Source organism: Nonomuraea sp. NPDC049709 (assembly GCF_040674815.1).
Lineage (GTDB): Bacteria > Actinomycetota > Actinomycetes > Streptosporangiales > Streptosporangiaceae > Nonomuraea.
The window spans coordinates 148,499-171,727 of sequence record NZ_JBFANM010000020.1 but is presented as its reverse complement, the minus strand read 5'-3'; the positions used below and the strand labels follow the sequence as shown (position 1 = coordinate 171,727).

Here is a 23,229-nt window from a genome sequence, read left to right as displayed (position 1 = left end):
CCCATAAGGCCGCCAGGTTCTGTCACGCAGGGCGAAACGCCGCGATCGGTCGAGCCCCGAACGAGCGTCGGGGATGATCGGCGTACGGGGCGGAGATCCGTGGGGCGCTGAGGAGGGAGAGTTGCGTACGAGGGAGCAACCGGCGCTGGATGACGGCGAGCTCCGAGTAGACGGCCATGCGGCGCCAGCGGGTCAGATACTCCTCAGCGATCTGCTCGTTCAGCCCCATATCCTGATCCGAGGTCCCAGCGATTCCCAAGCGGACTACCTCACCTGGCAGTACGCCCGGGATGGGCACCGCGTGCCGCCGCCCGACGAGTCATCAGGCCCCGGCCAGGTGGGGCAGCCATGCATGCTCGGGCCGTACCTTGCCGAGCGACTCCCCGAGCCATGAGCGTTGCGTTGCGGTGAGGGTCGGGACGAGGGCGAAGAGGTCCTGCTCATCGTGCGGCCGGAGTACGTCGTTCGCGGCTGCCGCCTCGGCGGCGGCGAGGTGGCCCCCGCCTTTGAAGACGAGAACGACCTCCGGGGCGGCCGTCGGCAGGCCCCACGAGGACAGCCTGACGTAACGTTCCAGCGGAACGGCGATGTTCTGTTCCCTGTTGAGGATCCAGTCGTGGTCGGAGCGCTCGTTGAGCAGGAACTCGAACTCGAAGGCCGTGTGCCTCAAGGCTGCCGAGGTGGACAGGGGGCTTCCGAGCTCGGGGACATGGATGTGGGCAGGCAGGTCGAGGCGGCGGCCGTTCCATTGCTCGGTGGTGTCGTCCGCGACGTTGGAGTCGTGGCCCACCAGCGCCCAGCCGGGGAAGTGCTCGTAGATGGCGTGCTGGTCGGGGTGGAAGACGGCGATGTCGACATCGCAATGATCGCGCGTCTCCCGGCCGAGCCAAGCGTCGGCGGCCCAGCCGCCGCACAGAAACCATGCAGGACGGAAATCGAGGAACTGGTCGCGTACGTATGCGACGGGCTCCGGCACCGGTGTCGCCGCTTCGCGGGAAGAGTGATCGCGCATCGTGCGATGGTTGATACCCCCTGTGAGACGTCCGCACAAGCCGAGCTCCGTTTCGCCCCGGGGCGTGCCGTTCCAGGGAAACCCCCGCCGAAGGCAGTGGCGACCGCTGCGTCGGCGGATGAGCCCAGCTCCCGGGGTGGACGGTAACCAGGAGGGATAACATCACGATCATGGCGGATTGGGGGCTTCGTCCGGCTTTGGTGACGGATGTTGAGGCGGTGGCCGAGTTGCGGGCCGTGGTGCTGAGGCCGGATCTCGAGCGGCTCGGGCGATACGACGAGCACCGGGTGCGGCAGCGGCTGCGGGACGGGTTCGTACCGGAGCACACCTGGATGATCGAGGTGGACGGCACGTCGGCCGGGTGCGTGGCGCTGCGGCCGATGGAACGTACGTACTGGCTGGAGCACTTCTACCTGGATCCGGATCTGCACGGGAGGGGCATCGGCTCCGCCGTGCTGAGCGGGTTGCTGGAGCGGTGCGACCGCGAGGACGCCGTGGTTCGGCTGAATGTGCTGCAGGGCAGTCCGGCCCGCCGGCTGTACGAGCGGTACGGGTTCGCGGTCGAGACCGAGGACGAGGTGGACGTATTCATGGTGCGCCACCCGTCGCCCGCGTGAACCAGGTCTCCGCTGGCGAGGACCGCGAGCCGGGGCCACTCGGTTCCCGGGGTCCTTCGCGTGGTCACGTTCATGCGGTTCCAGGCGTTCACCGTGAAGATCAGCGCGATGAGCTGGCGAGCACCGCGAGGACGGTGATGAGGCCCATGCCGTCCACCGCATCGGTCACGGTGTGCGCTCGCCGGTCAGGAAGTCCATGACGAACGTCCCCTCGTCCCGGCCGGCTCTTGGGCACCAGGAGCTGGATGGACGGCATCCTCGAAGTCCTGCTGAAGGGGCTCGTCAGTTGGCGAAACTCCTCCGCCGCGTCCCCTCCGTCGTCGACCGGTGGCGGACTCTTCCGGTTACCGGTGTAGCCGGGCAGCCCGTCTACGACACGTGCGGTAGCCGCTCGTGACGTTGTTCCGCCCGGATCCACGCCGGCCGGCGCGAACCGCCCGGCCGCCCGCTTCCGGTCCGGCCGAGCAGATCCAGCGGCAGCGGGCCAAGGTCCTGGCCGCATACCAGGCCGCTCGGGGCCGCTCGTTCACCGCCGAAGAGCACCAGGTCGCGTGGGCGGCCGGCCTTGTGGCCGGCAGCCCACGACATCAGGTGGGAATCACTCCACGGGTACGCCGCCGTCATGCGGCGTCGAGGGCCTGGGTGATCTTGCGGGCCATCTCGACCAGGGCGGGACCGGGCGCGCCCTTCTGGGCCTGGGCGGAGGCGTCGATGGCGACCAGGACGGTGGCGCGGAAGTTGTCGGCCTCGGCCGCATCCTTCTGCTTGAGCAGGCTCATGCCGTCGGTGAGGGCGGGGAGGACGACGTCGGCCAGTGAGGCGACGGTCTTGCCGTACTTGATGCCCTTGGGTGCCTTGGCCACCACGTGTCCGACGGTGCCGGTGGCGGAGGTCAGGGCGATGGATCCGTGGGTGGCGACCTTGTGGGCCGAGCCGGCGGCGCCCGCGGCGGACATGAGGGAGACGGCGCCCCAGGCGGCGGTGCGGAGGGTGAGCTTGTCCTGGTCGGTGAGGGTGATGGTCATGGTGTGCTCCTTCAGAACCGGGTGGTATGGCCTCTACGATCGCGGAGCGTTCTGATACCGGGCCGTCCTCGACCTGACACGACCGCTGACAGCGGAGTGCGGAACAGCGGACGCGCGACGGTCGTAGGACTCCGGTCTCGTCCGGAATGGCGGGGCGACCGCGAACGGAGTGAGGGCTACGCGACGCGTATGCGGGTCAAGGTGCTGGGGCCGTGGGAGCCCACCGCGGGAAGTGAGGCTCTGCCGCTGACCGGCAGCCGGCGCGTGAGCCTCCTGGCCAGGCTGGCGCTGAGCGCGGGGCAGGTGGTCACCGCCAGGCAGCTGCTGGAGGACGTCTGGGGAGACGGTCCGACGGCGACGGCGCCCGAGCAGCTGCACATCGTGGTGTCGAAGATCCGTGAGCACCTCACGCCGTACGTCGGCGACGACTTCCTGGTGACCACGCCCGGTGGCCACCGCCTGGACCTGCCGCGGGATCACGTCGACGCGCACGAGTTCTCGCACCTGTTCCGCGCCGCGCGCGCCGTCAGGCGGCAAGGGGAGCTGGCCGCCGCCGACCGGATGTTCCGCGGCGCCACAGGCCGGACCGGAAGTCGGTTCCGCGGTGGTTCAAGTCACCACCGGCGAGACGAAACGCTCCTGGTCGGGGCGGACTTTCACGGCGATGGCCGGTTCGGTGTCGGACGGGGTGACGGGCACCAGCCGGAGACCTGTCGTCATGCGGGCGCCCTATGACTCGGTCATGAACGTCTCATTCGGCTGTTCCGCGCCCCGGATGATCAGCGCTCGACCGCCAGCTTCACGCCGAGGCCGACGAAGATGCTTCCCGTCGCCACATCGATGCGACGGCGGACCGCCCGCCGGTGGCGCAGCCACTTTCCGATTCGGCCGGCGAGCACCCCGACCGTGCCGTCCACCACGAACTCCAGCGCGATCAGAATGGCGCCGAGGACGGCGAACTGCACCCAAACCTGACCCAGAGCCGGATTGATGAACTGGGGCAGGAAAGCGATCGTGAACGTCACCATCTTCGGGTTCAGCAGATTGGTCATCAATCCGCTGAGGTACGCGCGACGGCCCGACATGCCCCCGCCCATCTCGATCTCCGGCTGGTCGTTGCGGTGGCGAATGGCCTGGACGCCGAGGTAGATCAGGTAGGCGGCGCCGACGATCCGTACCACCGTGAAAGCGATGGGCGCCGCCTCGAAGAGGGCCGCGAGTCCCGCTGCGGCCACCGCGACATGAACCACCTCGCTGGTGGCCACGCCCGCGGTGGCCAGCAGGCCGGCCCGAGGGCCGCCGCGCATCCCGCAACCCAGCACGAACAGCATGTCCGGCCCCGGCGTGACCATGGCGATGACGGTGGTGACGGTGAACAGGGCGAGCAGGTGGGGGTCGAGCGGCATGTGCCAATTGTCACATGGTGTCCGGCTGGGGGTACGGCCTGCCGTTCCGCGATCACCTGCGGGCCGACCAGTCCATCCAGCCCCCGTGCATCGCAGTGAAGGCGACCGGTTCGTGGTCGAGTGCCAGCACGTACGAGACCGTGTCGGCCGGGGGTGGCTGGTGGAGGCGGGCGGTGATGTCCGGGAAGACGTCCGGCCCCTCCTGGGAGATCCAGTGGCCGTCGAGGTGTTCGACCTGCTCCACGAACGTGGCCCGGTCCGCCTCCGGCACGTAATAGAGGACCGCCGTGTGGAAGACGACGAGCGTGGCGGACGGAGGGGCCTGGGCGGCCAGGCCGGCGAGAGCGGTGGTCAGGTCCCCCCGCACGATGCGCGGTGGGTCGGACTGGGCCAGGGCGATGGCCGTGTTCAGGCGGCGCAGGCGGTCGCGTTGTCCGGGCCAGACCAGCGTGCGCAGCCACTGGACGTCGTCCGGGTTGGTGACGTCCAGGGGGTTGAGGTCCAGGCCGGCCCGCCAGGCGACCGTGATCGGGCCGGGCTCGGCGAACCGGGCGGGCGGGGTGCCCTTGACCTGGCAGTGCAGTCGCAGCGGGCTGTCCGCGGCCCCGACCGGGCCGTCGCCGTGCGGGTCAATGCAGGAGTGGCCGTGCCGGTCGGTGTGGGAGTAGCCGTGCCGGTCGCCTTGGGAGTGGCCGTGCGGGTCGGTGTGCAGGTGGTGGTCGTGCGGATCAGTGTGCAAGCGGTGGTCGTGCGGGTCGGTTTGCAAGTGGTGGTCGGGTGGGCCGGGGTGGGAGCGGTCGGGCGGGCCGGTGTAGGTGTAGGAGTAGCGGTCGGGGAGGAGGCAGAGGCCGGCCGAGGCGCCGACCTCGATCAGCGCCAGCGGCTGCGGGAGCGAGGCGAGCAGGGGGTACAGCGCGGCGCACCTGGCCGGTTCGTTGGTCTGCGTACGGCGGGAGAGCATCGTCGCGACGATCGTGTCGCGGTTGGCGAGGACGGCGAGCCGGAAGTCGTCGTAGCCGGACGGGGTGCCGCTGACGTACCGGGTGGCGGCAAAGAGCAGGTTGGGCTGGCGCTTGGCGGGCGGGAGGGCGGACAGCAGGTCGAGCAGGTCACGGTCGCCCGCCACGCCGAGGGCGAGCTCTTCGTAGAGCGGTGACGCGCCGCGCGCCTCCCCGGCCGCGAATCGCCGGTACTGCTCTGCGGTGTCCGCCACGATGGTCTCCGATCGTCATCATGTGGTCATGGGCGCATGGGTGTACGTACGGGGCTGGCTGGAGTTCTACGGGCAGCGGTCACAGGCGGAGCGCGTCATCCGGGACGGCGGCGACCCGGCCGGCTGGACGTTCCCCGACGGCGGCTGGCTGGAGGCCGCCTGCTACGCCAGGGCCGTGCGCGCGAGCGCCCTCGACGACCTGCTCGACCTGGTGCGCCGGATCGCCGCCCTGCCCGCCGCCGACGACGACGGTGATCGGGTCTGCGGGCTGTTCCTCGCCTTCCACGAGGGGGACGGGCAGAGCGAATGGCAGGTGCGCGACGGGGAGGTCGTCGTCGGCCCGGCCGCGCCGCGCCACGACTACCTGTGGAAATAGGCCTCTTCGAGCTTCCAGTAGTCCTCGGACACCGTCATGGCGATCATGAACCGCCCCTCCCCGCGCGTACGTTTCCCGGCTTCCAGCCACGGCTCGCCCTCCGGCGCCCAGCGGTACGGGTCGTACATTCCCCCGTCCGGATCCCATACCTGCGAGCCGGGCATGATGTCCAGGCCACCCTCGCCGCGGGAGCTCGCGAACGCCATCGTCACGCCGTCGCAGGCGAGCTCCGGGAGGTCACCGGGGTCATAGGGGCGCGAGTCGTCCCGGGAGCGCGGCTTGCCGCCGAACTCCTTCCAGTAGCCCCTGACGTCGGCGACCTCGGCGGGGCAGCTGTCGAAGCGGTCGAGGAGGGCGTCCACGTTTCCGTTCCAGAGATAGGCGCGGTTCAGGGTGAGCGTGCACTTCGCGGCGAAGTTCGCAGGCGGGTCGGGTGAGCAGCCGGGCAGGGCGGCGAGGGCCGCTGCGGCCAGGACGAGCGCGAGGGCCGGCCGGCGGCGCGCACGGCCCGAGGACATGGTGACGGCCATCGCGGGGCGCTCCGCCGAAGAGCCACGGTTCGCGTTTCGACGAAGAACAGGGCGATGGCCGCGGCAACAGTCTGGTGCCTGTCCGGTCATGCCGTGAAGTCAGAACGCGACCGGTGACCCCTACTTGTTGTCACTTGGCCGGCCGGGCGTCGAGATGGCTGGTGACGGGCGGGCCGGGGTTGCGGCCCGCCGGCGGGTATTCGCAGTCGAGCTGGCTGACGTCCACGTCCCGGCTGTCGTTCCAGCCCTCGCCCTCCCGGGCGGTGTAGACGAACGTGCAGGCCCGGCCGTGGGAGTCGCTGAAGTTGGAGACGTAGATCTCGTCGTCTTCGGCGCATCCGGCCAGGGTCGCCGCGGCCAAGGCGCACAGCAACGCGGCGCTCCAGCGGCTCATGCCCGCAGTGTACGTCCGGGAGGGCGGGTCCGGAAGATCAGCCGTCGTCGAGATGATCGTTCAGCAGGTGGAAGAAGACGTCGCCGCGGACGATCTCGAACGGGTCGGAGAGCAGGTCACCGAGCTCGGCGATGTCGCCCGGCGTCCAGTTCCAGGCGTTGACCGCGCCGGCGATGAACAGCGGCCGCCCGCCGTCCCACCCCTCGATGCGCTGCACCAGCGTGTCCCGGTACTCCTGCGCCTTGCCCTGCGGCGAGAAGTTCCCGATGACGGGCAGGCCGGCCGGGCGGAGCTGCAGGTCGCCGGTCTCCTACGACTGGATGATGCCGCGCAGCGGGGTGTTCTTCCGGTACGAGGCCACGATCCGCTCGTCGAAGGCCACCCAGCCGTCGCCCTCGGGGTTGCGATGGTTGTAGGCGTAGACCAGGTCCATCCCCGTACGGCGCAGGAAACGTCCGGTGAGCTCGGTGTAGGCGTCCAGGTCCGCCGCCGGCCAGGAGCCGGGGTAGGTGTAGCCCGCGCCGGAGGGGCCGGCGATCAGCAGGTCGTTGCCGGTGGCGGTGCGCTGGTAGTACGCCAGCAGCGCGGGCCCGATCTCGGCCAGCAGCGGGCTGACCGTCCAGTTGACGGGCACGCGCCCGCGCGCGGGGTCGTCCCAGATCTGCCGCATCCGGCGCTGGCAGTACTGGATGTTGTCGCCCTCGCCGACGGTGAGCGTGAGGTAGACCCGGTTGCGCAGGGTTGCCGGCGGTCTCGGGCGTACGCGGTCGGAGACCTTGGCGGCGACGCCCGCGTGCACGGTGGCGTTCATGTAGTAGTCGGCGGGCACGACCTCGACGGCGTGTTGCGAGGCCCGGTCCACGCCGCCCCACTCGCCGGCCACGTCGTTGGCGAACCAGCCCGCGTACGGTGTGGTCGGCGCCACCTTGCCGAAGATCTCGTCCAGCAGCTCGCCCGTGGGGCCGCTGGGCGGCAGCCAGAAGACCATGGCGCGCGTCGCCACCGTGTAGTCGCGGAAGTAGGGGAAGGGCTCGACCCGGGTGGGGGCGGTGGTGGTGGCGGTGACCAGGAACTGGTTCCACAGGTCCACCTCGACGAGGAGCTGCCGGGTGTCGGCGGGGGCGGTGAAGCGGTAGACGAAGTAGTTGGCGCCGTCGGCGAAGCGGTTGGAGTCGCCGCCGATGGCGGAGTTGAGGCCGTCGAAGAGGTACGGGGTCTCGGCGTCCGTACCGGGGGTGAAGGAGGCGATCTGCGTGCCGTCGGCCCTGACCACGACCGAGCCGACCGAGGCGCCCCAGCCGTCGTCACCCAGGGAGTCCTGGAAGCGCAGGTAGACGCCGTCCTGCCCGGACAGCTCCGGGCTGAGGTCGAACGTGCGCACCTCCCGGTTGGAGGAGTCCCGCACCCGCTCGGTCTCCCTGGCGACCTCGCGCCACTGGACGCCCTCCACCCGCACCGTCCTGGTGGGCGGCAGGCCGCCGAGCAGGGCGTGGGTGCAGCGGGGGAACAGGGTGTCGAGCTGCCAGCGGTACGTGGCGAGCACGTCGTCCGGGTCGAAGCGGCCGCGGAGGTCGGTGATGACCCTGAGGCCGTGCTCGGCGGCCTGCTCGGCGGTGGCGGCGACGGCGTTCTCCAGCCCGGCCAGGGTGGTGGCGACGTTCACCGAGTCTGGGACGGCCGGGTCGTGCAGGATCGCGCCCCGGACCTCGCCGCGGTGGCGGGCGATCAGGTCGAGGGGGCGGTCGTGGCGGGTGACGGCGGCGCCGGTGCTCGATAACCAGCGGACGTCGTGGTCCTCAGCGCTGTAGTTGAAGTAGAGGCGCGGGCGGCGGCGGTTGACGACTCCCTGGAGGGTGGTCAGGAGTAGCTGGTCGTTTCCGTGCAGGGTGCTGATGTCGGCGAAGTCCAGGCGGGTGGGGCGGCCGAAGCCGGGCAGGAGGGGGACGGCGGCGCGGGTCGCGGCTGCGGCGGAGGGGGAGGCGGGCAGGGTGAGCCCGAGCCCGCCGGCCGCGAGGACCACGCCGTTCGCCCGGAGGAAACTACGTCGAGACACCATCGGCGTTCACTGCTCCTCATGGGGAGACCAGGACTGACAGCGTTGTCATCAGCGAACGTAACAACGTGACGGAATGTTGTCCATGGTGTGAAAGCGCCGGTGACTCAGTCGAACTCGCCGGCGTCGCCGACCCTGGCCGCCACGCTCGCCCGGTCGGGCCGCAGGCCCGGGACCGCCCTGGCGACCTGGTCGTCGAGGCTCATGAACGCGACCAGGTTGCTCACCGCGTGGGCCGGGTCCGCCTTGATCCGGTCGATCTCCTCCTGCTTCTGCGCGGGCGTCGCGTCGGGGCCGACGTGCCAGACGCCCTCCCTCTCGATCAGCTCGACGGCCGCGTTCGTCAGCGCCTCGACGTCGGCGATCGACATGATCATCTGGACCTCGACGCGGACTTCCCGTTGCTCATGTGCCATGGTGCCCAGCCTAGGGAACCCGCCTCGGCCGCGAACGGGAGGCGGAACCGTACTTTCGGCCGGTACGCCGGCTGAGCCCCGGCTCCTAACCTGTGCATTGTGCGGGAGCTGGAGCGGTGGGCGGACGCCGGGCTCGGCGTCGCGTTCGCGGTCGTGCTCGCCTTCTGGGCCTACCAGATCGGGGACAGCTGGGGCGGCGGCTACTGGCTGTTCGACTGCGCGGCGGGCGCGGTGGTGTGCCTGCTCGCCCTCGTACGCCGCCGCCACCGGCTGTGGACGGCGATCGCCGGCCTGGCGGTCGCGGGGGTCGCCATCCTGGTCGCCCGGTTCGCCGGACTGCCCGCCGAGCCCGGGCCCGGCATGACCTTCGGGCTCTCCGTGCTGATCGGCTCGGCCGCCAGGGTGCTGCCGGTGCCGCAGGCCGCCGGCGTCGCGGCCGGCGGGCTCGCGGTCGTCCTGGGCAGCCCGCTCGCCATGAGCACCCACGCCTCCGCGACCGTGCTGGCCGGCGTGGCCTGGCTCGCCGCTCTCGTGACGGGGGTGTGGCAGCGGGTGCTCGAGGATCGCCGCAGGGACGCCGCCGAGCGCGTACGCCGCAACGAACGCCTGGAGCTGGCCCGGGAGCTGCACGACGTCGTCGCGCACCACGTCACCTGCGTCGTGCTCCAGGCCCAGGCCGCCCGGCTGGTCGCCCGCAAGGCCCCCGAGAGGGTGGCGGGCTCGCTCGCGGACATCGAGCTGGCCGGCTCGGACGCGCTGGCCGCGACCCGGCGCGTCGTCGGCCTGCTGCGCGAACCCGGCGGCGGCGCATCCGCCGCCTTCGGGCCGGCCGAGCGGCTCGGGGAGCTGGTCGGCCGCTTCCACGGGCCCCCGGTGTCCCTGCGGCTGCCCGACGGGGAGCCGGTGTGGCCGTCCCAGGTGGCCGGGACCGTCTACCGGGTCGTCCAGGAGTCCCTGACCAACGTCTCGCGGCACGCCCCGCACGCCGGCTCGGTGACCGTCAGCGTCGCGCAGCGCGGCGGCGCGCTGGCGGTCGAGGTGGCGGACGACGCCCCGCCGCCGCCGGCCCGCCCGCACCGAGGCGGCGGGTACGGCCTGGTGGGCATGCGCGAGCGGGTCGAGGCCCTCGGCGGCACGCTGGCGGCGGGCCCGCGTCCCGGGGGCGGCTGGTCCGTCCTCGCCACGCTACCCCTTCCGCCCGGACCCGGGGGACGGTCGTGAGCATCACGGTCCTGCTGGCCGACGACCAGCCGATGATCCGCGACTGCCTGCGCCTCATCCTCGAGGACCAGCCCGACATCCGCGTGGTCGCCGAGGCCGCGGACGGTGCCGAGGCGGTCGCCCTGGCCCGCCGGCTGCGCCCCGACGTGTGCCTGGTGGACGTCCAGATGCCCGGACTCGACGGCATCGAGGTCACCGCGGCCCTGGCCGGCCCGGGCGTCCGCGACCCCCTCCGGGTGATCGTGGTCACCACCTTCGACCTCGACGAGTACGTCCACGGCGCGATCCGCGGCGGCGCGGCCGGCTTCGTGCTGAAGGACGCCGGCCCCGACCTGCTCGTCGAGGCGGTACGGGCCGCGCACGCCGGCGACGCGCTGATCTCGCCGCAGATCACCCTGCGCCTGCTGAGCCACCTCACGAGGGACGAGCCCGCCCACGGGCCCGCCCGCGGGGCCGTCCAGCCGCTGTCGGAACGCGAGAAGGAGGTCGTCCGAGCCGTCGCCCGGGGGTCCACCAACCAGGAGATCGCGGCCGAGCTGTGCATCTCGCTGAGCACCGTCAAGGGGCACGTGTCCGCCGTCCAGGCCAAGCTCGGCATGCGGAACCGGGTCGAGGTCACCGCCTGGGCCTGGGAGCGGCGCCTGGTGGGTTGACGCCCCGGGGGCTAGCCTCCCGGGTACGTCCGCAGTTCCTTGCGGGACGGCAGGCCGAGCTTGCGCAGCACGTTCGCGACGTGGCTCTCCACCGTGCGCCTGGACAGGAACAGCGCGTCCGCGATCTCCTGGTTCGTCTTCCCCGCCGCCGCCAGCAGCGCCACCTCGCGCTCCCGCGACGACAGCGTCTGCCCGTGGGACGGGCGGCCGCCCCGCCAGGGGTACGGGATGGGCACGCCGTTCTGCCGCATGACCCGGGAGACCCGAGCGATGTCCCGATCCGCCCCCATCGCCCCGTATGCCCGCAATGCCGCCTCCAGCAGCACCCCGCCCCCGTCCACCCCGTCATCGGGTGTGTCGCGCTCGCAGCGCCACCGGCCCAGGCGCTCGCAGGTCAGGGCCTCCTCGTAACGCAGTCCGGCCGCTCGGAGCACCGCACGGGCCTGGTCGAGCAGCCGGTCGGCGCGTTCGGGCTCCGCCGCGCGCGCCAGGACGGCCTGGGCGGTCAGCAGGGCGGCCCGCGCGATCGGTGCGTCGGCCCCCTCGATCCCGGCCCGCAACTCCTCCACCAGCCCCGCCGCCGCCCCCGCGCCCAGCCCTCGCACCGCCCCGCCGCCACCCGCCGCGTCCAGGGAACCCGGAGCGCCCAGGGAACCCAGAGCGGCCAGGGCGTCCACCAGGCACAGGACGGTCTCGGCGCCCCATACCCAGTTCCCCTTGGCGCGGGCCAGGGCGAGGGCGGCGGTGGCCTGTTCGGCGGCGCCCGCGGCGTCGTCCAGGGTCAGCAGCACCCGCGAGAGCGTCATCCGCGCCGGGATGAGCGGCCACACCGCCCCCACCCGCTCCGCGATCGCGATCACCTCGCGCAGGCACTCCGTGGCCTGGTCGGCCGGGCCGGTGGCGGCCAGCAGGGCCCCGAGCAGCAGGCGCGAGTCCAGGGACGCGGCGGCGAACGTGGCCGCCGCCCCGCCCAGGCTCCGCAGGCGGGCCTCGATCCCGTCCCACCGCCCGGCCGCGTGGTCCACGGCGGCCGTCACCAGGGCGACGACCTCCGTCACCCGCAGGTACTCGGCCTGGCCGGCCACGCGGCGGCCCTCCGCCAGCAGGGCCGCGGCGCGGTCGAGCCGGCCGATGTGCAGGGCGCCCTGGGCCCAGTTGAGGCAGGCGCGGGCGTGCTCCCTGGGCGTGGCGCGCAGCCGGTCGTCGGCCAGCAGGTCGTCGATGAGCCGCCAGCTCGCCGGGTCGCCCTGCTCCAGCAGGAGGGAGGCGCGCGCGATGCGTACGGAGATGGCGACGTCGGGGTCGCCGCTGCGGCGGGCGGCCGCGTCCGCCTGGTCGCAGCGCGCGGCGTGCTCGCCGACGTGCCGGTCCACGACGGTCTCGGGTGCGGCCAGCACGGCCAGCGCGCGGCCCAGGAGGTCGGGCCGGTCGCCGAGGTCGTCGACGGCGCTCTCGATCTGGAGGTAGCCGGCGCGCGCCTGGCCGTGCTGGCGCAGCAGGCGGCCGAGCGCGAAGCGCAGCTCGCCGCGCAGGTGGGCGGGCAGCGGCTCGGTGGCCAGCAGGCGCTCGAGTATCGGTACGGCCTCCGCGTGCGCCAGCCCGTCCACCGCCACCCGGCCGAGCTTGATGGCCAGCCGCACGCGTACCTCGCTGGACAGCTCACCGGCCTGCCCGGGCACCGAGCCGGTCGGCCCGGACCCGGCGGCGGCCGCGCCGGGCGGCTCGCCGATCTCCAGCGCCTGGAGCAGGAACCGGGCCGCGGTGGCGTCGTTGCCGTGGGAGAGGGCCGTGTCGGCGGCGGCCTCGGCGTTGCCCACGAAGTCCGCGGTCCGCCCCGCATGCCGGAAGTGGTGAGCCAGCCGGGCGACCGGCCGGGGCCCGGCGCCGGACTCCAGGGCCCGGGCGGTCCTGAGGTGCAGCCAGCGCCGCCCGGACACGGCCACGGACTCGTACACGATCTGCCGCGCCAGCGCGTGCCGGAACCGGCAGCGGCCGTCCTCCTCGTGCAGCAGCCCCACCGCCTGCGCCTGGGCCAGCGCCCTGGCCACCTCGGGCAGGCTGCGGTCGCTGACCTCGGCCAGGACCCGGTCGTCGGGGGTCATGCCGATGACGGCCGCGGCCCCGAGGATCTCCTGCGCCGCCTCGTCGAGCGTGGACAGGCGCTGCAGCACCACGTCCCGCAGCACGGTCGGCACGGCCAGACCGGCCAGCACGTCGGGGCGGGCGGGGATCTCGTTCGCGGGCAGCCGCTCCAGCAGCGTGCGGAGCACCTCCTCCACGACGAAGGGGATGCCGCCGGTCTTCTCGTACAGGGGCTCGGTGAACGTGCGGGGGAGCCCGGCCTTGAGGATGCTCCCCGCGAGCGCCTCCACCTCCGGCAGGTTCAGCGGGGTCAGGCTGACCGTGCGCGCGGGGCCCGAGGGGGACCGGGCGAACGCCTCGCGGATGGGGAGCAGGCCGGCCTCGGTGCGTACGGTGAGGATCACCGTCACGTCGCGCGGCAGGTGGGCGGCGAGGAAGGCGAGGAAGTCGTGGGTGCCGCCGTCGGCCCAGTGCACGTCCTCCAGCACGAGCACCAGCGGGCTCAGGTGCTCCAGCAGGGCGACCGCCGCCCGGAACACCCGGTGCCGCTCCGCCCGCTGGTCGGGCAGCGGGGGCAGCGGCGGGGGAAGGTGCTCGGCGATCTCCGGCAGCAGCGGCGCCAGCGCCCCCACCACGGGGTTGGGCGGCCGGGAGCGGGCCAGCTCGTCCCCGGCCAGGCGGAAGGCGTCGAGCAGGGGTGACAGCGGCAGGGGCTCCTGGAGCTGCTCGCACTGCCCCACGAGCCGGCGCGTCCCGGCCAGGTCGGGCGCCGCGAACAGCTCGGCGACCAGGCGGCTCTTGCCGATGCCCGCCTCGCCCTCGACCAGGGCGAGCGAGGGCGGGGAGGCGATGACCGAGCGCAGGAGCGCCAGCTCGGACCGGCGGCCGATGAGCACGTCGGACAGCGAGCCCGAGGGGGCCGGTCCCAGGGGCATGCGGCCAACCCCCCTACCTGCGCTAATGGCGATATACCAGCGCAAACAGGCTACCGGATCTTCAACTCCCGTTAAGTGCCGCCCAAAAATCCGTATACGGTACGGATGCCTCGGCCACCCGCCCCTCAATAGCGTCGGCGATCGTCCGCGTGACGCGCGGTGACGCATGAAGGGGCGACGATGCATCTGTCCACATCCCCTGGATTTCCCAGACGATTGGCGACGACCGCGGCAGTGACCGCGCTGACGATGGCCGGGCTCGCCTGGCCCGGTTCGGCCCCCGCGATGGCCGGCTCGGAGGAGCAGAAGACCTATATCGTGCGGATGGCCGCCGACCCCGTCGCGACGTACGAGGGCGACGTGGCCGGCCTGTCCAAGACCAAGCCCGCCGAGGGCGAGAAGATCGAGCCTCGCTCCGCCGAGGTGACCGAGTACGTCGACCACCTGAAGGGCCGGCACGACGCCGCGCTGAAGAAGGTCGGCGGCAGGAAGCTCTACGAGTACGTCTACTCCTACGGCGGTTTCGCCGCCCGCATGACCGCCTCCCAGGCGGCGCAGCTGCGGGCGTTACCCGACGTCCTGACCGTGACCGAGGACCGGAAGGTCTCGGTGGCGACCTCCTCGACGCCGTCGTTCCTGGGCCTCGACGCCCGCGGCGGCCTGTGGGACCAGCTCGGCGGCCCCACCGGCGGCAGGAAGGGCAAGGGCGCCGGCGACGGCCTGGTCATCGGCGTGATCGACAGCGGCATCTGGGCGAACAGCCAGAGCTTCGCCAACCCGGACGCGAGCGGCAAGGCGTATGAGCCGGTGCGCGGGTTCAACGGCACCTGCACGACCGGCAGCCCGGACGAGTCCTGGGACGCGGCGCTGTGCAACGGCAAGATCGTCGCGGCCAGGCACTTCGACGCCGGCTGGGGCGGCGACGCGGCGCTCAAGGAGCAGCTCCCGTGGGAGTTCGCCTCGCCGCGCGACTACAACGGGCACGGCACGCACACCGCCTCCACGGCGGCCGGCAACCATGACGTGGCCGTGACCGGCCCGGCCGCGGCGTTCGGCAAGATCAGCGGCATCGCGCCGCGGGCCAGGGTCGCCGCGTACAAGGCGCTGTGGTCCACCCAGGACGCCGCCACGGCCAACGGCTACTACTCCGACCTGGTCGCCGCCATCGACCAGGCGGTGGCCGACGGCGTGGACGTGATCAACTACTCGGTCTCGGGCACCAGCACCGACTTCCTCGACCCGGCCGAGGCGGCCTTCCTGGCCGCCGCTGAGGCGGGCGTCTTCGTCGCCGCCGCGGGCGGCAACAGCGGCCCGGCCGCGAGCACCGTGGCGCACCCGTCCCCCTGGGTGACCACGGTCGCGGCCGGCACGCACAACCGCGGCACGCAGGGCTCGGTGACGCTCGGCAACGGGGCCGCGTACACCGGCGCCTCGCTGGCCGCCACGAAGGCGGGCCCGGCGCCCCTCATCGACGCCGCGGCGGCGGGGCTGCCCGGCGCCGACGCCACGCGCGTGGCGCAGTGCTGGGCCGCCAGGGACAACGGCGGGGCAGCGGTGCTCGACCCGGCCAAGGTCAAGGGCAAGATCGTGATCTGCGACCGTGGCGTGACGCCCCGGGTCAACAAGAGCGTCGCGGTCGCCGAGGCGGGCGGTGCGGGCGTGATCCTCACCAACACCGACGACAACTCGCTCAACTCCGACCTGCACACCATCCCCACCGTGCACCTGTCCGACAAGGACCGGCAGGCGGTCAAGGACTACGCCGCCACGGACGGCGCGACGGCGACGGTCGAGCAGGCGAAGATCACCAGCGACGCCCCCGCTCCGTACGTCGCCGCCTTCTCCTCCCGGGGCCCGCTCAGCGCCGGCGGCGGCGACCTGCTCAAGCCCGACCTGACCGCCCCCGGCCAGGACATCCTGGCCGCCTACGCGCCCCCGGGCGCGAACGGGCTGGAGTTCAACGTCTCCAGCGGCACCTCCATGGCCGCCCCGCACGTCGCCGGGCTCGCCGCGCTGCTGAAGGACCTGAACCCGCGCTGGTCGCCGATGGCGATCAAGTCCGCGCTGATGACCACCGGCTCCGACGTCAAGGACGGCCCGTCCACCGACCCGACGGTGATCTTCGGCCAGGGCGCCGGCCACGTCACCCCGAACGGCGCCGCCGACCCCGGCCTCGTCTACGACAGCGGCATCAAGGACTGGCTGGCCTTCCTCTGCGGCACGACCAAGGCCGTCGAGCCCAAGGCCTGCGACGACCTGTCCGGAAGGGGCTACTCGTTCGACGCGAGTGACCTGAACGTGCCGTCGATCGCGATCGGCAGGCTGCCGGGCACGCAGACCGTGACCCGCAAGGTGACCAACGTCGGCCGCTCGACCGCGACGTACACCGCCTCCGTCACCGGCCTGGACGGGGTCACCGCCAAGGTCTCCCCGAGCCGGCTCACCCTGAAGGCGGGGCAGACCAAGTCGTTCACGGTGACGTTCACCCGGACCACGGCCCCGATGAACGCGTACGTGGGCGGGCAGCTCACCTGGAAGGAGCGCCGGCACGCCGTACGCGTCCCCGTCCTCGTGCGGCCGGTGCCCGAGAAGTGGGCGGCCACGTACGGCGTCGCGGGCGGGAACGACTCCGCCGAGTTCATCGTCACCGACCCCGGCGGCAAGCGCGTCTACGTGACCGGCGCGAGCTACGGGTCCAGCCCCGGCCTGCTCACCCCGAGCATCGCCACCGTCGCCTACGACGCGGCCACCGGCGCCGAGCTGTGGAGCAAGACCTACGCCGGCCCGGCGGGCGACTTCGACGAGCCGCACGCCCTGGAGGTGAGCCCCGACGGGAGCAAGGTCTTCGTGGTCGGCATCAGCGCCGGCAAGGAGACCGGCAACGACGCTGTCACGCTCGTCTACGACACCGCCACGGGCGAGCAGCTCTGGGCGGCCCGCCACACCGGCCCCGGCGCGGGCACGGAGTTCGGCAACGCGCTGGCTCTCTCGCCGGACGGCAAGACGGCGTACGTCACCGGCATGACCACGCGGGCCGAGGCGGGCGACGAGTCCTACTTCACGGTCGCCTACGACACCGCCGACGGGAAGCAGAAGTGGCTGGCCCACTACGACGGTCCCGGTTCGGGCACCGACGACGCCCGGGTGATCGAGGTGACCCCGGACGGGACCAGGCTCTTCGTCAGCGGCCAGAGCCAGGGCGAGCCCGGCACCGGCCTGTCCGACTGGGGCACGGTCGCCTACGACGCCGCCACCGGCACCCAGCTGTGGACGGCCCGGCACAACGGGCCGGAGAACGGGATCGACATCCCCTCGGCGATGGCGGTCGCCGGCGACGGGAAGACGGTCTTCCTCAGCGGCAACAGCAACACGCCGGACACGCAGAGCGACCTGATGACCATCGCGTACGACACCACCACGGGGAAGGAGACGTGGGCCGACCGCTACGACGGCCCGGCGCACAAGAGCGACGTCCCGCACGACATGACGCTCGCGCCCGGCGGCGGCAAGCTCTACGTCACCGGCAACACCGAGGGCGAGGGCACGGGGTCGGACTTCACCACGATCGCCTACGACCCGGCCACCGGGCAGCGGTCCTGGGTGCAGCGCCATGACGGGCAGGCCAAGGGCGAGGACTACGCCTGGAGCGTCAGGGTGACGCCGGACGGCGGCAAGGTGGTCATCGCCGGGCAGAGCGCGGACGACGCGGCGAAGGGCACGGACTACGTGACCATCGCGTACGACGCCGCGACCGGCGAGCCGATCTGGACCGGCCGCTACGACGGCGCGGTCGGAGCCGGCGACAACGCCCACGCGCTCGCCCTCGACACGAGCGGCGAGGCCGGGGTCCGGATCTTCGTGACCGGATCCAGCGCGACCGGCGGCGCCCCGCCCGACGCGCTGGAGGTCGACTTCGCCACGGTGGCCTACTTCGAGCCGTGGAAGCAGCCCTGACCGTCCGTTGACGAAGGTGGCGCCCCCGGTCTCGGTGGACCGGGGGCGTCGCGTTTTGGAAGTGAAACCTTTGGGTAAGGCCGGGGTTAATTTCTGAGCTACCTGGGTTTCAGGAGCCACAGATGTCCCGTATCACGCTCACGCCTGCCGCTCGTGAAGCACTGCGCGACGAAGAAGTGATCTTCTTCGACTGGCATGTGACCGGCCTGTGCTGCGCGGACGCGGGGGAGTTCTCGGTAAGGCCGCTGCGCCGGTCCCGCCTGCCCCGTCGCGCCCGCCGCCTCGGAGCGACCGATCTGGTGTACGCCCATCCGACCGCCTGGGTGCATCTCGCCGAGCTTCCCGTCACGATCGACTGCCGCCCGCTGTGGCGCTGGCGGCGCTTCACCACCGATCTGCCACCGGACGCCGGACTGCGCTGCTGCCTGGGGCGCCCTATATATGGCCCGATATATGGGAGGTAACCGGTGAAGCTGCGTTCCATCATCATCTGGACGGCGGTGGCCATCGTCGGCGCCGTGGGGTGGGCGGTGCTCGCCCTGTCCAGGGGCGAGAACGTCAACGCGGTGTGGCTCCTGTGCGCCGCGCTCGGCTCGTACGCCATCGCCTACCGGTTCTATGCCCGCTTCATCGTGCGCAAGGTGCTGCGCGCCGACGACCGCAGGGCCACCCCGGCCGAGCGGCTCGACAACGGCATCGACTACCAGCCGACCGACCGGCGGATCCTGTTCGGTCACCACTTCGCCGCCATCGCCGGGGCCGGCCCGCTGGTCGGGCCGGTGCTGGCGGCACAGATGGGCTACCTGCCCGGCACCATCTGGATCATCGCGGGAGTGATCTTCGCGGGGGCCGTGCAGGACATGGTGATCCTGTTCTTCTCCATGCGCCGCAACGGCCGCAGCCTCGGGCAGATGGCCCGCGACGAGATCGGGCCGATCGGCGGGGCGGCGGCGCTCATCGCGGTCTTCGCCATCATGATCATCCTGCTGGCCGTGCTGGCGCTGGTCGTGGTCAACGCCCTGGCGCAGTCGCCGTGGGGTGTCTTCTCCATCGCCATGACCATCCCGATCGCCCTGTTCATGGGGTTCTACCTGCGGGTGATCCGGCCGGGCCAGGTCGTCGAGACCACGGTGATCGGGGTCGCGCTGCTGATCCTGGCGATCGTGGCCGGCGGGTGGGTGCAGGACTCGAGCTGGGCGCCGTTCTTCACGCTGAGCCCGTCGGCGCTGGCGCTGTGGCTGATCGCGTACGGGTTCGTCGCCGCCGTGCTGCCCGTCTGGATGTTGCTCGCGCCGCGCGACTACCTCTCGACCTTCATGAAGATCGGCACCATCGTGCTGATCGCCATCGGCATCGCCGTCACCGCGCCTCCGCTGCAGACCACCGCGTTCACCGACTTCGCGTTCAACGGCAAGGGGCCGGTGTTCGCCGGGTCGCTGTTCCCGTTCGTGTTCATCATCATCGCCTGCGGGGCGCTGTCGGGGTTCCACTCGCTGATCTCGTCGGGCACCACGCCGAAGATGATCCAGAAGGAGACCCAGGTCCGGATGATCGGCTACGGCTCCATGCTCATGGAGTCGTTCGTGGCCATCATGGCCATCACGGCGGCCTGCGTGCTGACCCCCGGGCTCTACTTCGCGATGAACTCCCCGGCGGGTGTCGTCGGGGCCACCGTGCAGACCGCCGCCGAGGCGGTCACCAACATGGGCTTCGTCATCACGCCCGAGGAGTTGCAGGCGGCCGCGGCGGCCGTGCAGGAGGAGACGCTGATCGCCCGGACGGGCGGCGCGCCCACGCTGGCGGTGGGCATCTCGCAGATCTTCTCCGGGTTCCTCGGGGGAGCGGGGCTGCAGGCGTTCTGGTACCACTTCGCGATCATGTTCGAGGCGCTGTTCATCCTCACCACCGTCGACGCCGGGACGCGGGTGGGGCGGTTCATGCTCCAGGACACGCTGGGCAACCTGTGGAAGCCGATCGCGCGGGTGAGCTGGTGGCCGGGGCTGGTCGCCTCCAGCGCCGTGGTCGTGGCGGCCTGGGGATATTTCCTCTACCAGGGCGTCAACGACCCGCTCGGCGGCATCAACCAGCTCTTCCCGCTGTTCGGCATCGCCAACCAGCTCCTGGCGGCCGTCGCGCTCACCGTGGCCACGACCCTGCTGATCAAGAGCGGCCGGCTCAAGTGGGCCTGGGTGACGGGGGTGCCGCTGGCCTGGGACGTGGCGGTCACGCTGACCGCCAGCTACCAGAAGGTGTTCTCGACCGACCCCACGCTCGGCTTCTTCGCCCAGCGTGACCGCTATCAGACGGCGCTCGACCAGGGACAGCTCCTCGCGCCCGCCAAGACGACCGGCGCGATGCAGCAGATCGTGATCAACTCCACCGTCGACGGCGTCCTGGCGGCGCTGTTCGCGATCCTGATCATCGTGGTGATCCTCGACGCGGCGCGCGTGTGGATCAAGGCGATCAGGACGCGGGAGCCGCTGCCGGACACGGAGGCGCCGTTCGAGGAGTCCAAGATCCTCGCCCCGGCCGGGCTCATCGCCACCCGCGAGGAGAAGGAGATGATGGCCAAGGCGCCGTGACCGTCAGGGCGCGAGCCACCGCTCCGTCGGCCAGGTCTCGCGCCGCCAGGCGCTGTCCCAGAACATCCACTCGTACGCCGCCGCCCGGCCGTAGGCCTCCCCCATGGCCTCGCGGGTGGCCGGGTCGGCGGCGGCGGCGAGCCGGTCGGCGATGCCCTTGGCCAGCTCGACGGAGGCCGCGAAGGCCGGGTCCGCGTAGGTGGAGATCCACTTGACGTACGGGTGCTCCGGGGTGGCGTACTTCAGCAGCGCCGTACCGACGTCCTGGTAGATCCAGAAGCACGGCAGCACCGCCGCCGCGATCACCGGGTAGGGCGCGGTGAGCGCCGTGGCCTGCAGGAACGACGCGTACGCCAGGCACGTCGGCGACGTCGCCAGGCCCTTGGCGTCGGCGCCGAGCTCCTCGGCGTAGCCGGCGTGCAGCATGCGCTCGGCGGCCAGCGCGGTGTGCGCGCTCTGCGCCCAGAACGCCGCGTCGGCAGGGTCGGTCGCCCGCACGGACGCCGTGGCCAGCGCCTTGGAGAACGCCTCCAGGTAGCGGGCGTCCTGCACGATGTAGAAGCCGAACCGGTCGGGGTCGAGGGTGCCGTCGCCGAGCGCGACGAGGAAGGGGTGCTCGTGGATGGCGCGCATCAGCTCGGCCGTGCGCTGCCAGATGTCATCGCAGAACATCGCGTCTCCTTGGGAACGGCAATCCGGGGGCGGCAGTCTTGGGGGCGTGCTCACCAGATGGCGTGGAAGTGGTGGACGGGGCCGTGGCCGTGCCCGACGCCGAGCGTGTCGGCCGCGCGCAGCGCGCCTCCGTCAGGTAGGTCTTCGCCGCCCGCACCGCGCCCGGCCAGTCGTCGTGGCGGGGGCGCCCGTGGTGGTCTGCGCGACCAGCGCCGTGACGACCGTCATGCCGTAGGCGCCGAGCGCGGAGAAGGTCTTCAGATCGCCCTGGATGCCGGCGCCGCCGCTGGGGTCGGTGCCCGCGATGGACAGGACTCTGGGTGCGTCGCTCACCGAGATGACGTCCCTTCGCTAGTGCGAACTAGATCAGGTTCGACGGGTGTGATCTCAGCCCGGGTCTCCGGGCACCCCGCGTCAGTCGCCCACTGTAACAGGCGCTCAGCCGCGCAGCTCCGGGGGGAAGCCGGTCCAGCGCAGCTCCACGGGAAGGTGACCCATGTCGTTGAAGAAGAGCAGCGAGGGCGGCCGGCCGGGGGCGTAGCGGATGGCGGTCAGGGCGGCGTTGGCGTGGTTGAGCCCGAGCCAGCGCCACTCCGGGGCGTCCTGGGCGGCGCGGACCAGCCAGCCGATCAGGAAGTTGTGCGTGACCACGAGCTCGTGGCGGGTCCCGTTCACCGTTTGGCCCACTGGGCCGGTGAACAGGTCGAGGGCCTCGCGGGCCAGCTTCGGCTCCGCCCCGGGGAACCGGGCGAGGAAGCCGAGGAAGTGGTCGGCGTACTCGGGGGGCAGCTCCTCCCTGGCCGGCAGGTACGGCACGTAGTCGCCGGCGGCCTCCGACACGCGCAGCGGGACGCCGGGGAGGTGCTCGCCGATCAGGCGGGCGGTCTCGGCGGCCCGGGGGAGCGGCCCGTGGTGGACGGCGGCCAGCGGGACGCCACGGAGCCGCTCGCCGAGCAGCGCGGCCTGGCGGCGGCCGGCGTCGGTGAGGCCGCTCTCGTCCGGGGTGGCCTCGCCGTGCCGGGTGAGGTAGAGGTAACGCGTCATGGGGATCATTGTGGCCCGCGAATGTTGACCACACGTTCGAGTGTCGGCATCGTAGGGCGGGTGGCCGCTGATGAGACGCGCGACGGGGTCGCCCTGACCAACCTCGACCAGCCGTTGTTCGACGGTGCCGGCGCCACCAAGCGCGACCTGGTCGACTACCTCGACGCGGTCCGCGGCCGCATCCTGCCTGTCCTGCGCGACCGCGCGCTCTCGGTCATCCGCGTGCGCCCGGGCCAGGAGCCGTTCGTGCAGAAGAACCTGCCCAAATACGCCCCCGACTGGGTGCGCTCGGTGTCCGTGTGGGCGGACGCGTCGCGCAGGCAGGTGACGTACGCGCTGTGCGACGACCGGAGGACGCTGCTGTGGTTCGCGAACCAGCGGGCGGTGGAATACCACCCGGCGCTGTTCGTCGGCGACCACCCCACCCACATGATCCTCGACCTCGACCCGCCGGAGCACGACGACTCCTTCTCGCTGGCCGTGCGCGGCGCCTTCCTCGTCCGCCAGGCCCTCGACGACGCCGGGCTGAGCGGGGCGGTGAAGACCAGCGGGGCGAAGGGCGTGCACGTGTTCGTGCCCGTGGCCGAGGGCACGGCGCCGGACGACCTGGCGGCGGCCACCCGGGCCCTGGCCGCCCGCGCCGAGCGGGTGGACCCGGCGCTGGCCACCACGGCGTTCATCCGCGAGGACCGCGCGGGCAAGGTCTTCCTCGACTCCACGCGCGCGGGCGGCGCCACGGTGGCGGCCGCCTACAGCCCCCGCATCCGGCCGGGCGTGCCCGTCTCCTTCCCCGTGGCCTGGGCCGACCTCGACCGCGTGGCGCCGGCCGACTTCACCATGCGCACCGCGCCCGGGCTGCTGGCCGAGGGTGATCCGTGGGCCGACCACATGCCCGCGCCGCAGCGGCTGCCGGACGACCTCATCGCCGAGGGGCACACGATCCCGGTCGCCCGCGTACAGGCGATGCACGAGGGCAAGCGGCGTGCCCGCGCCCGCCGCGCGGAGTAAATGTCCGGAATTTGCCGCATTAGTGGGTCTTCTCAG

The 23,229-nt window shown here is 72.3% G+C and carries 19 protein-coding genes, 2 pseudogenes and 1 riboswitch; of the genes and pseudogenes, 9 read left to right on the top strand and 12 right to left on the bottom strand.

The features are described 5' to 3' along the window. Positions 1 to 322: 322 nt before the first annotated feature. Complete coding sequence (locus AB0J69_RS22065; protein ID WP_364119987.1) at positions 323 to 1,012, bottom strand: hypothetical protein; 690 nt, start codon at positions 1,010 to 1,012, stop codon at positions 323 to 325. 200 nt (positions 1,013 to 1,212) lie between these two features. Between AB0J69_RS22065 and AB0J69_RS22060 the strand changes: the two genes are divergently transcribed. Beyond that, positions 1,213 to 1,629, top strand: coding sequence for a GNAT family N-acetyltransferase (locus tag AB0J69_RS22060; protein WP_364119984.1), 417 nt, complete (start codon positions 1,213 to 1,215; stop codon positions 1,627 to 1,629). A gap of 620 nt (positions 1,630 to 2,249) precedes the next feature. On the opposite strand, the gene AB0J69_RS22055 is transcribed toward AB0J69_RS22060, so the two are convergent. Continuing rightward, entirely contained in the window at positions 2,250 to 2,654 is a 405-nt protein-coding gene (locus tag AB0J69_RS22055) for a hypothetical protein (protein ID WP_364119982.1), read from the bottom strand. Between the two features lie 189 nt (positions 2,655 to 2,843). Here AB0J69_RS22055 and AB0J69_RS22050 point away from each other — a divergent pair, with 189 nt between their 5' ends. Beyond that, positions 2,844 to 3,389, top strand: coding sequence for a winged helix-turn-helix domain-containing protein (locus AB0J69_RS22050; protein WP_364119979.1), 546 nt, complete (start codon positions 2,844 to 2,846; stop codon positions 3,387 to 3,389). Between the two features lie 44 nt (positions 3,390 to 3,433). Here the strand turns inward: AB0J69_RS22050 and AB0J69_RS22045 are convergent, their stop codons facing one another. Further along, a complete protein-coding gene (locus AB0J69_RS22045) occupies positions 3,434 to 4,060 on the bottom strand; it encodes a LysE family translocator (protein WP_364119976.1) in 627 nt (208 codons plus the stop codon). A 52-nt stretch (positions 4,061 to 4,112) separates the two neighbouring features. After that, positions 4,113 to 5,273, bottom strand: a complete 1,161-nt coding sequence (locus AB0J69_RS22040) for a DUF2332 domain-containing protein (RefSeq protein WP_364119973.1) — start codon at positions 5,271 to 5,273, stop codon at positions 4,113 to 4,115. 28 nt (positions 5,274 to 5,301) lie between these two features. Here AB0J69_RS22040 and AB0J69_RS22035 point away from each other — a divergent pair, with 28 nt between their 5' ends. Beyond that, positions 5,302 to 5,649, top strand: coding sequence for a hypothetical protein (locus AB0J69_RS22035; protein WP_364119970.1), 348 nt, complete (start codon positions 5,302 to 5,304; stop codon positions 5,647 to 5,649). Here the strand turns inward: AB0J69_RS22035 and AB0J69_RS22030 are convergent. From AB0J69_RS22030 to AB0J69_RS22015, 4 genes and pseudogenes are all read right to left on the bottom strand, one after another. Further along, positions 5,634 to 6,179, bottom strand: a complete 546-nt coding sequence (locus AB0J69_RS22030; protein WP_364119967.1) for a hypothetical protein — start codon at positions 6,177 to 6,179, stop codon at positions 5,634 to 5,636. The two genes, AB0J69_RS22035 and AB0J69_RS22030, sit on opposite strands and share 16 nt — an antisense overlap. Before the next feature lie 130 nt (positions 6,180 to 6,309). Continuing rightward, a complete protein-coding gene (locus AB0J69_RS22025; RefSeq protein WP_364119964.1) occupies positions 6,310 to 6,573 on the bottom strand; it encodes a hypothetical protein in 264 nt (87 codons plus the stop codon). 37 nt (positions 6,574 to 6,610) lie between these two features. Then, positions 6,611 to 8,629 (bottom strand): annotated as a pseudogene (locus AB0J69_RS22020) (GxGYxYP domain-containing protein). A gap of 104 nt (positions 8,630 to 8,733) precedes the next feature. Next, a complete protein-coding gene (locus tag AB0J69_RS22015; RefSeq protein WP_364119961.1) occupies positions 8,734 to 9,042 on the bottom strand; it encodes a hypothetical protein in 309 nt (102 codons plus the stop codon). Positions 9,043 to 9,141: 99 nt separating this feature from the next. On the opposite strand from AB0J69_RS22015, the gene AB0J69_RS22010 reads away from it, so the two are divergent. Together AB0J69_RS22010 and AB0J69_RS22005 are read left to right on the top strand one after the other, a co-directional pair. Then, the gene (locus tag AB0J69_RS22010; protein WP_364119958.1) at positions 9,142 to 10,263 is read left to right on the top strand and encodes a histidine kinase; all 1,122 of its coding nucleotides are present in this window, start codon (positions 9,142 to 9,144) and stop codon (positions 10,261 to 10,263) included. Then, on the top strand, positions 10,260 to 10,916 hold the full coding sequence (locus AB0J69_RS22005; RefSeq protein ID WP_364119955.1) for a response regulator transcription factor: 657 nt from the start codon (positions 10,260 to 10,262) through the stop codon (positions 10,914 to 10,916). The genes AB0J69_RS22010 and AB0J69_RS22005 overlap by 4 nt, the downstream gene beginning before the upstream one ends. An 11-nt stretch (positions 10,917 to 10,927) precedes the next feature. Here the strand turns inward: AB0J69_RS22005 and AB0J69_RS22000 are convergent, their stop codons facing one another. Continuing rightward, positions 10,928 to 13,933, bottom strand: a complete 3,006-nt coding sequence (locus AB0J69_RS22000; protein WP_364119953.1) for an AAA family ATPase — start codon at positions 13,931 to 13,933, stop codon at positions 10,928 to 10,930. Between the two features lie 234 nt (positions 13,934 to 14,167). Between AB0J69_RS22000 and AB0J69_RS21995 the strand changes: the two genes are divergently transcribed. The 3 genes from AB0J69_RS21995 to AB0J69_RS21985 all read left to right on the top strand — a co-directional run bounded on the left by AB0J69_RS21995 (position 14,168) and on the right by AB0J69_RS21985 (position 20,469). Next, the gene (locus AB0J69_RS21995; protein WP_364119950.1) at positions 14,168 to 17,887 is read left to right on the top strand and encodes a S8 family serine peptidase; all 3,720 of its coding nucleotides are present in this window, start codon (positions 14,168 to 14,170) and stop codon (positions 17,885 to 17,887) included. 122 nt (positions 17,888 to 18,009) lie between these two features. Beyond that, the gene (locus AB0J69_RS21990) at positions 18,010 to 18,351 is read left to right on the top strand and encodes a hypothetical protein (protein ID WP_364119947.1); all 342 of its coding nucleotides are present in this window, start codon (positions 18,010 to 18,012) and stop codon (positions 18,349 to 18,351) included. Positions 18,352 to 18,354: 3 nt separating this feature from the next. Next, positions 18,355 to 20,469: a carbon starvation CstA family protein gene (locus AB0J69_RS21985; RefSeq protein WP_364119944.1), complete on the top strand. Its 2,115-nt coding sequence runs from the start codon at positions 18,355 to 18,357 to the stop codon at positions 20,467 to 20,469. Positions 20,470 to 20,472: 3 nt separating this feature from the next. On the opposite strand, the gene AB0J69_RS21980 is transcribed toward AB0J69_RS21985, so the two are convergent. The 3 genes and pseudogenes from AB0J69_RS21980 to AB0J69_RS21970 form a co-directional block, all read right to left on the bottom strand. Further along, entirely contained in the window at positions 20,473 to 21,141 is a 669-nt protein-coding gene (locus tag AB0J69_RS21980; protein WP_364119941.1) for a TenA family protein, read from the bottom strand. A gap of 186 nt (positions 21,142 to 21,327) precedes the next feature. Then, a pseudogene (locus AB0J69_RS21975) lies at positions 21,328 to 21,474 on the bottom strand (bifunctional hydroxymethylpyrimidine kinase/phosphomethylpyrimidine kinase); the annotation flags it as partial. Further along, positions 21,468 to 21,563, bottom strand: a riboswitch (TPP riboswitch). (Overlaps the previous pseudogene by 7 nt.) A 16-nt stretch (positions 21,564 to 21,579) precedes the next feature. Next, positions 21,580 to 22,185, bottom strand: a complete 606-nt coding sequence (locus AB0J69_RS21970) for a histidine phosphatase family protein (RefSeq protein WP_364119938.1) — start codon at positions 22,183 to 22,185, stop codon at positions 21,580 to 21,582. A gap of 60 nt (positions 22,186 to 22,245) precedes the next feature. Between AB0J69_RS21970 and AB0J69_RS21965 the strand changes: the two genes are divergently transcribed. Then, positions 22,246 to 23,193, top strand: coding sequence for an ATP-dependent DNA ligase (locus AB0J69_RS21965; protein ID WP_364119935.1), 948 nt, complete (start codon positions 22,246 to 22,248; stop codon positions 23,191 to 23,193). Positions 23,194 to 23,229: the final 36 nt, after the last annotated feature.

Bases quoted from the DNA above. Each gene is read 5' to 3' on its own strand.
- AB0J69_RS22055 (WP_364119982.1), bottom strand. From the start codon at position 2,654: ATGACCATCACCCTCACCGACCAGGACAAGCTCACCCTCCGCACCGCC.
- AB0J69_RS22050 (WP_364119979.1), top strand. From the start codon at position 2,844: ATGCGGGTCAAGGTGCTGGGGCCGTGGGAGCCCACCGCGGGAAGTGAG.
- AB0J69_RS21980 (WP_364119941.1), bottom strand. From the start codon at position 21,141: ATGTTCTGCGATGACATCTGGCAGCGCACGGCCGAGCTGATGCGCGCC.
- AB0J69_RS21970 (WP_364119938.1), bottom strand. From the start codon at position 22,185: ATGACGCGTTACCTCTACCTCACCCGGCACGGCGAGGCCACCCCGGAC.
- AB0J69_RS22035 (WP_364119970.1), top strand. From the start codon at position 5,302: ATGGGCGCATGGGTGTACGTACGGGGCTGGCTGGAGTTCTACGGGCAG.
- AB0J69_RS22025 (WP_364119964.1), bottom strand. From the start codon at position 6,573: ATGAGCCGCTGGAGCGCCGCGTTGCTGTGCGCCTTGGCCGCGGCGACC.
- AB0J69_RS21990 (WP_364119947.1), top strand. From the start codon at position 18,010: ATGTCCCGTATCACGCTCACGCCTGCCGCTCGTGAAGCACTGCGCGAC.
- AB0J69_RS22065 (WP_364119987.1), bottom strand. From the start codon at position 1,012: ATGCGCGATCACTCTTCCCGCGAAGCGGCGACACCGGTGCCGGAGCCC.
- AB0J69_RS22030 (WP_364119967.1), bottom strand. From the start codon at position 6,179: ATGGCCGTCACCATGTCCTCGGGCCGTGCGCGCCGCCGGCCGGCCCTC.
- AB0J69_RS22015 (WP_364119961.1), bottom strand. From the start codon at position 9,042: ATGGCACATGAGCAACGGGAAGTCCGCGTCGAGGTCCAGATGATCATG.
- AB0J69_RS22045 (WP_364119976.1), bottom strand. From the start codon at position 4,060: ATGCCGCTCGACCCCCACCTGCTCGCCCTGTTCACCGTCACCACCGTC.
- AB0J69_RS22000 (WP_364119953.1), bottom strand. From the start codon at position 13,933: ATGCCCCTGGGACCGGCCCCCTCGGGCTCGCTGTCCGACGTGCTCATC.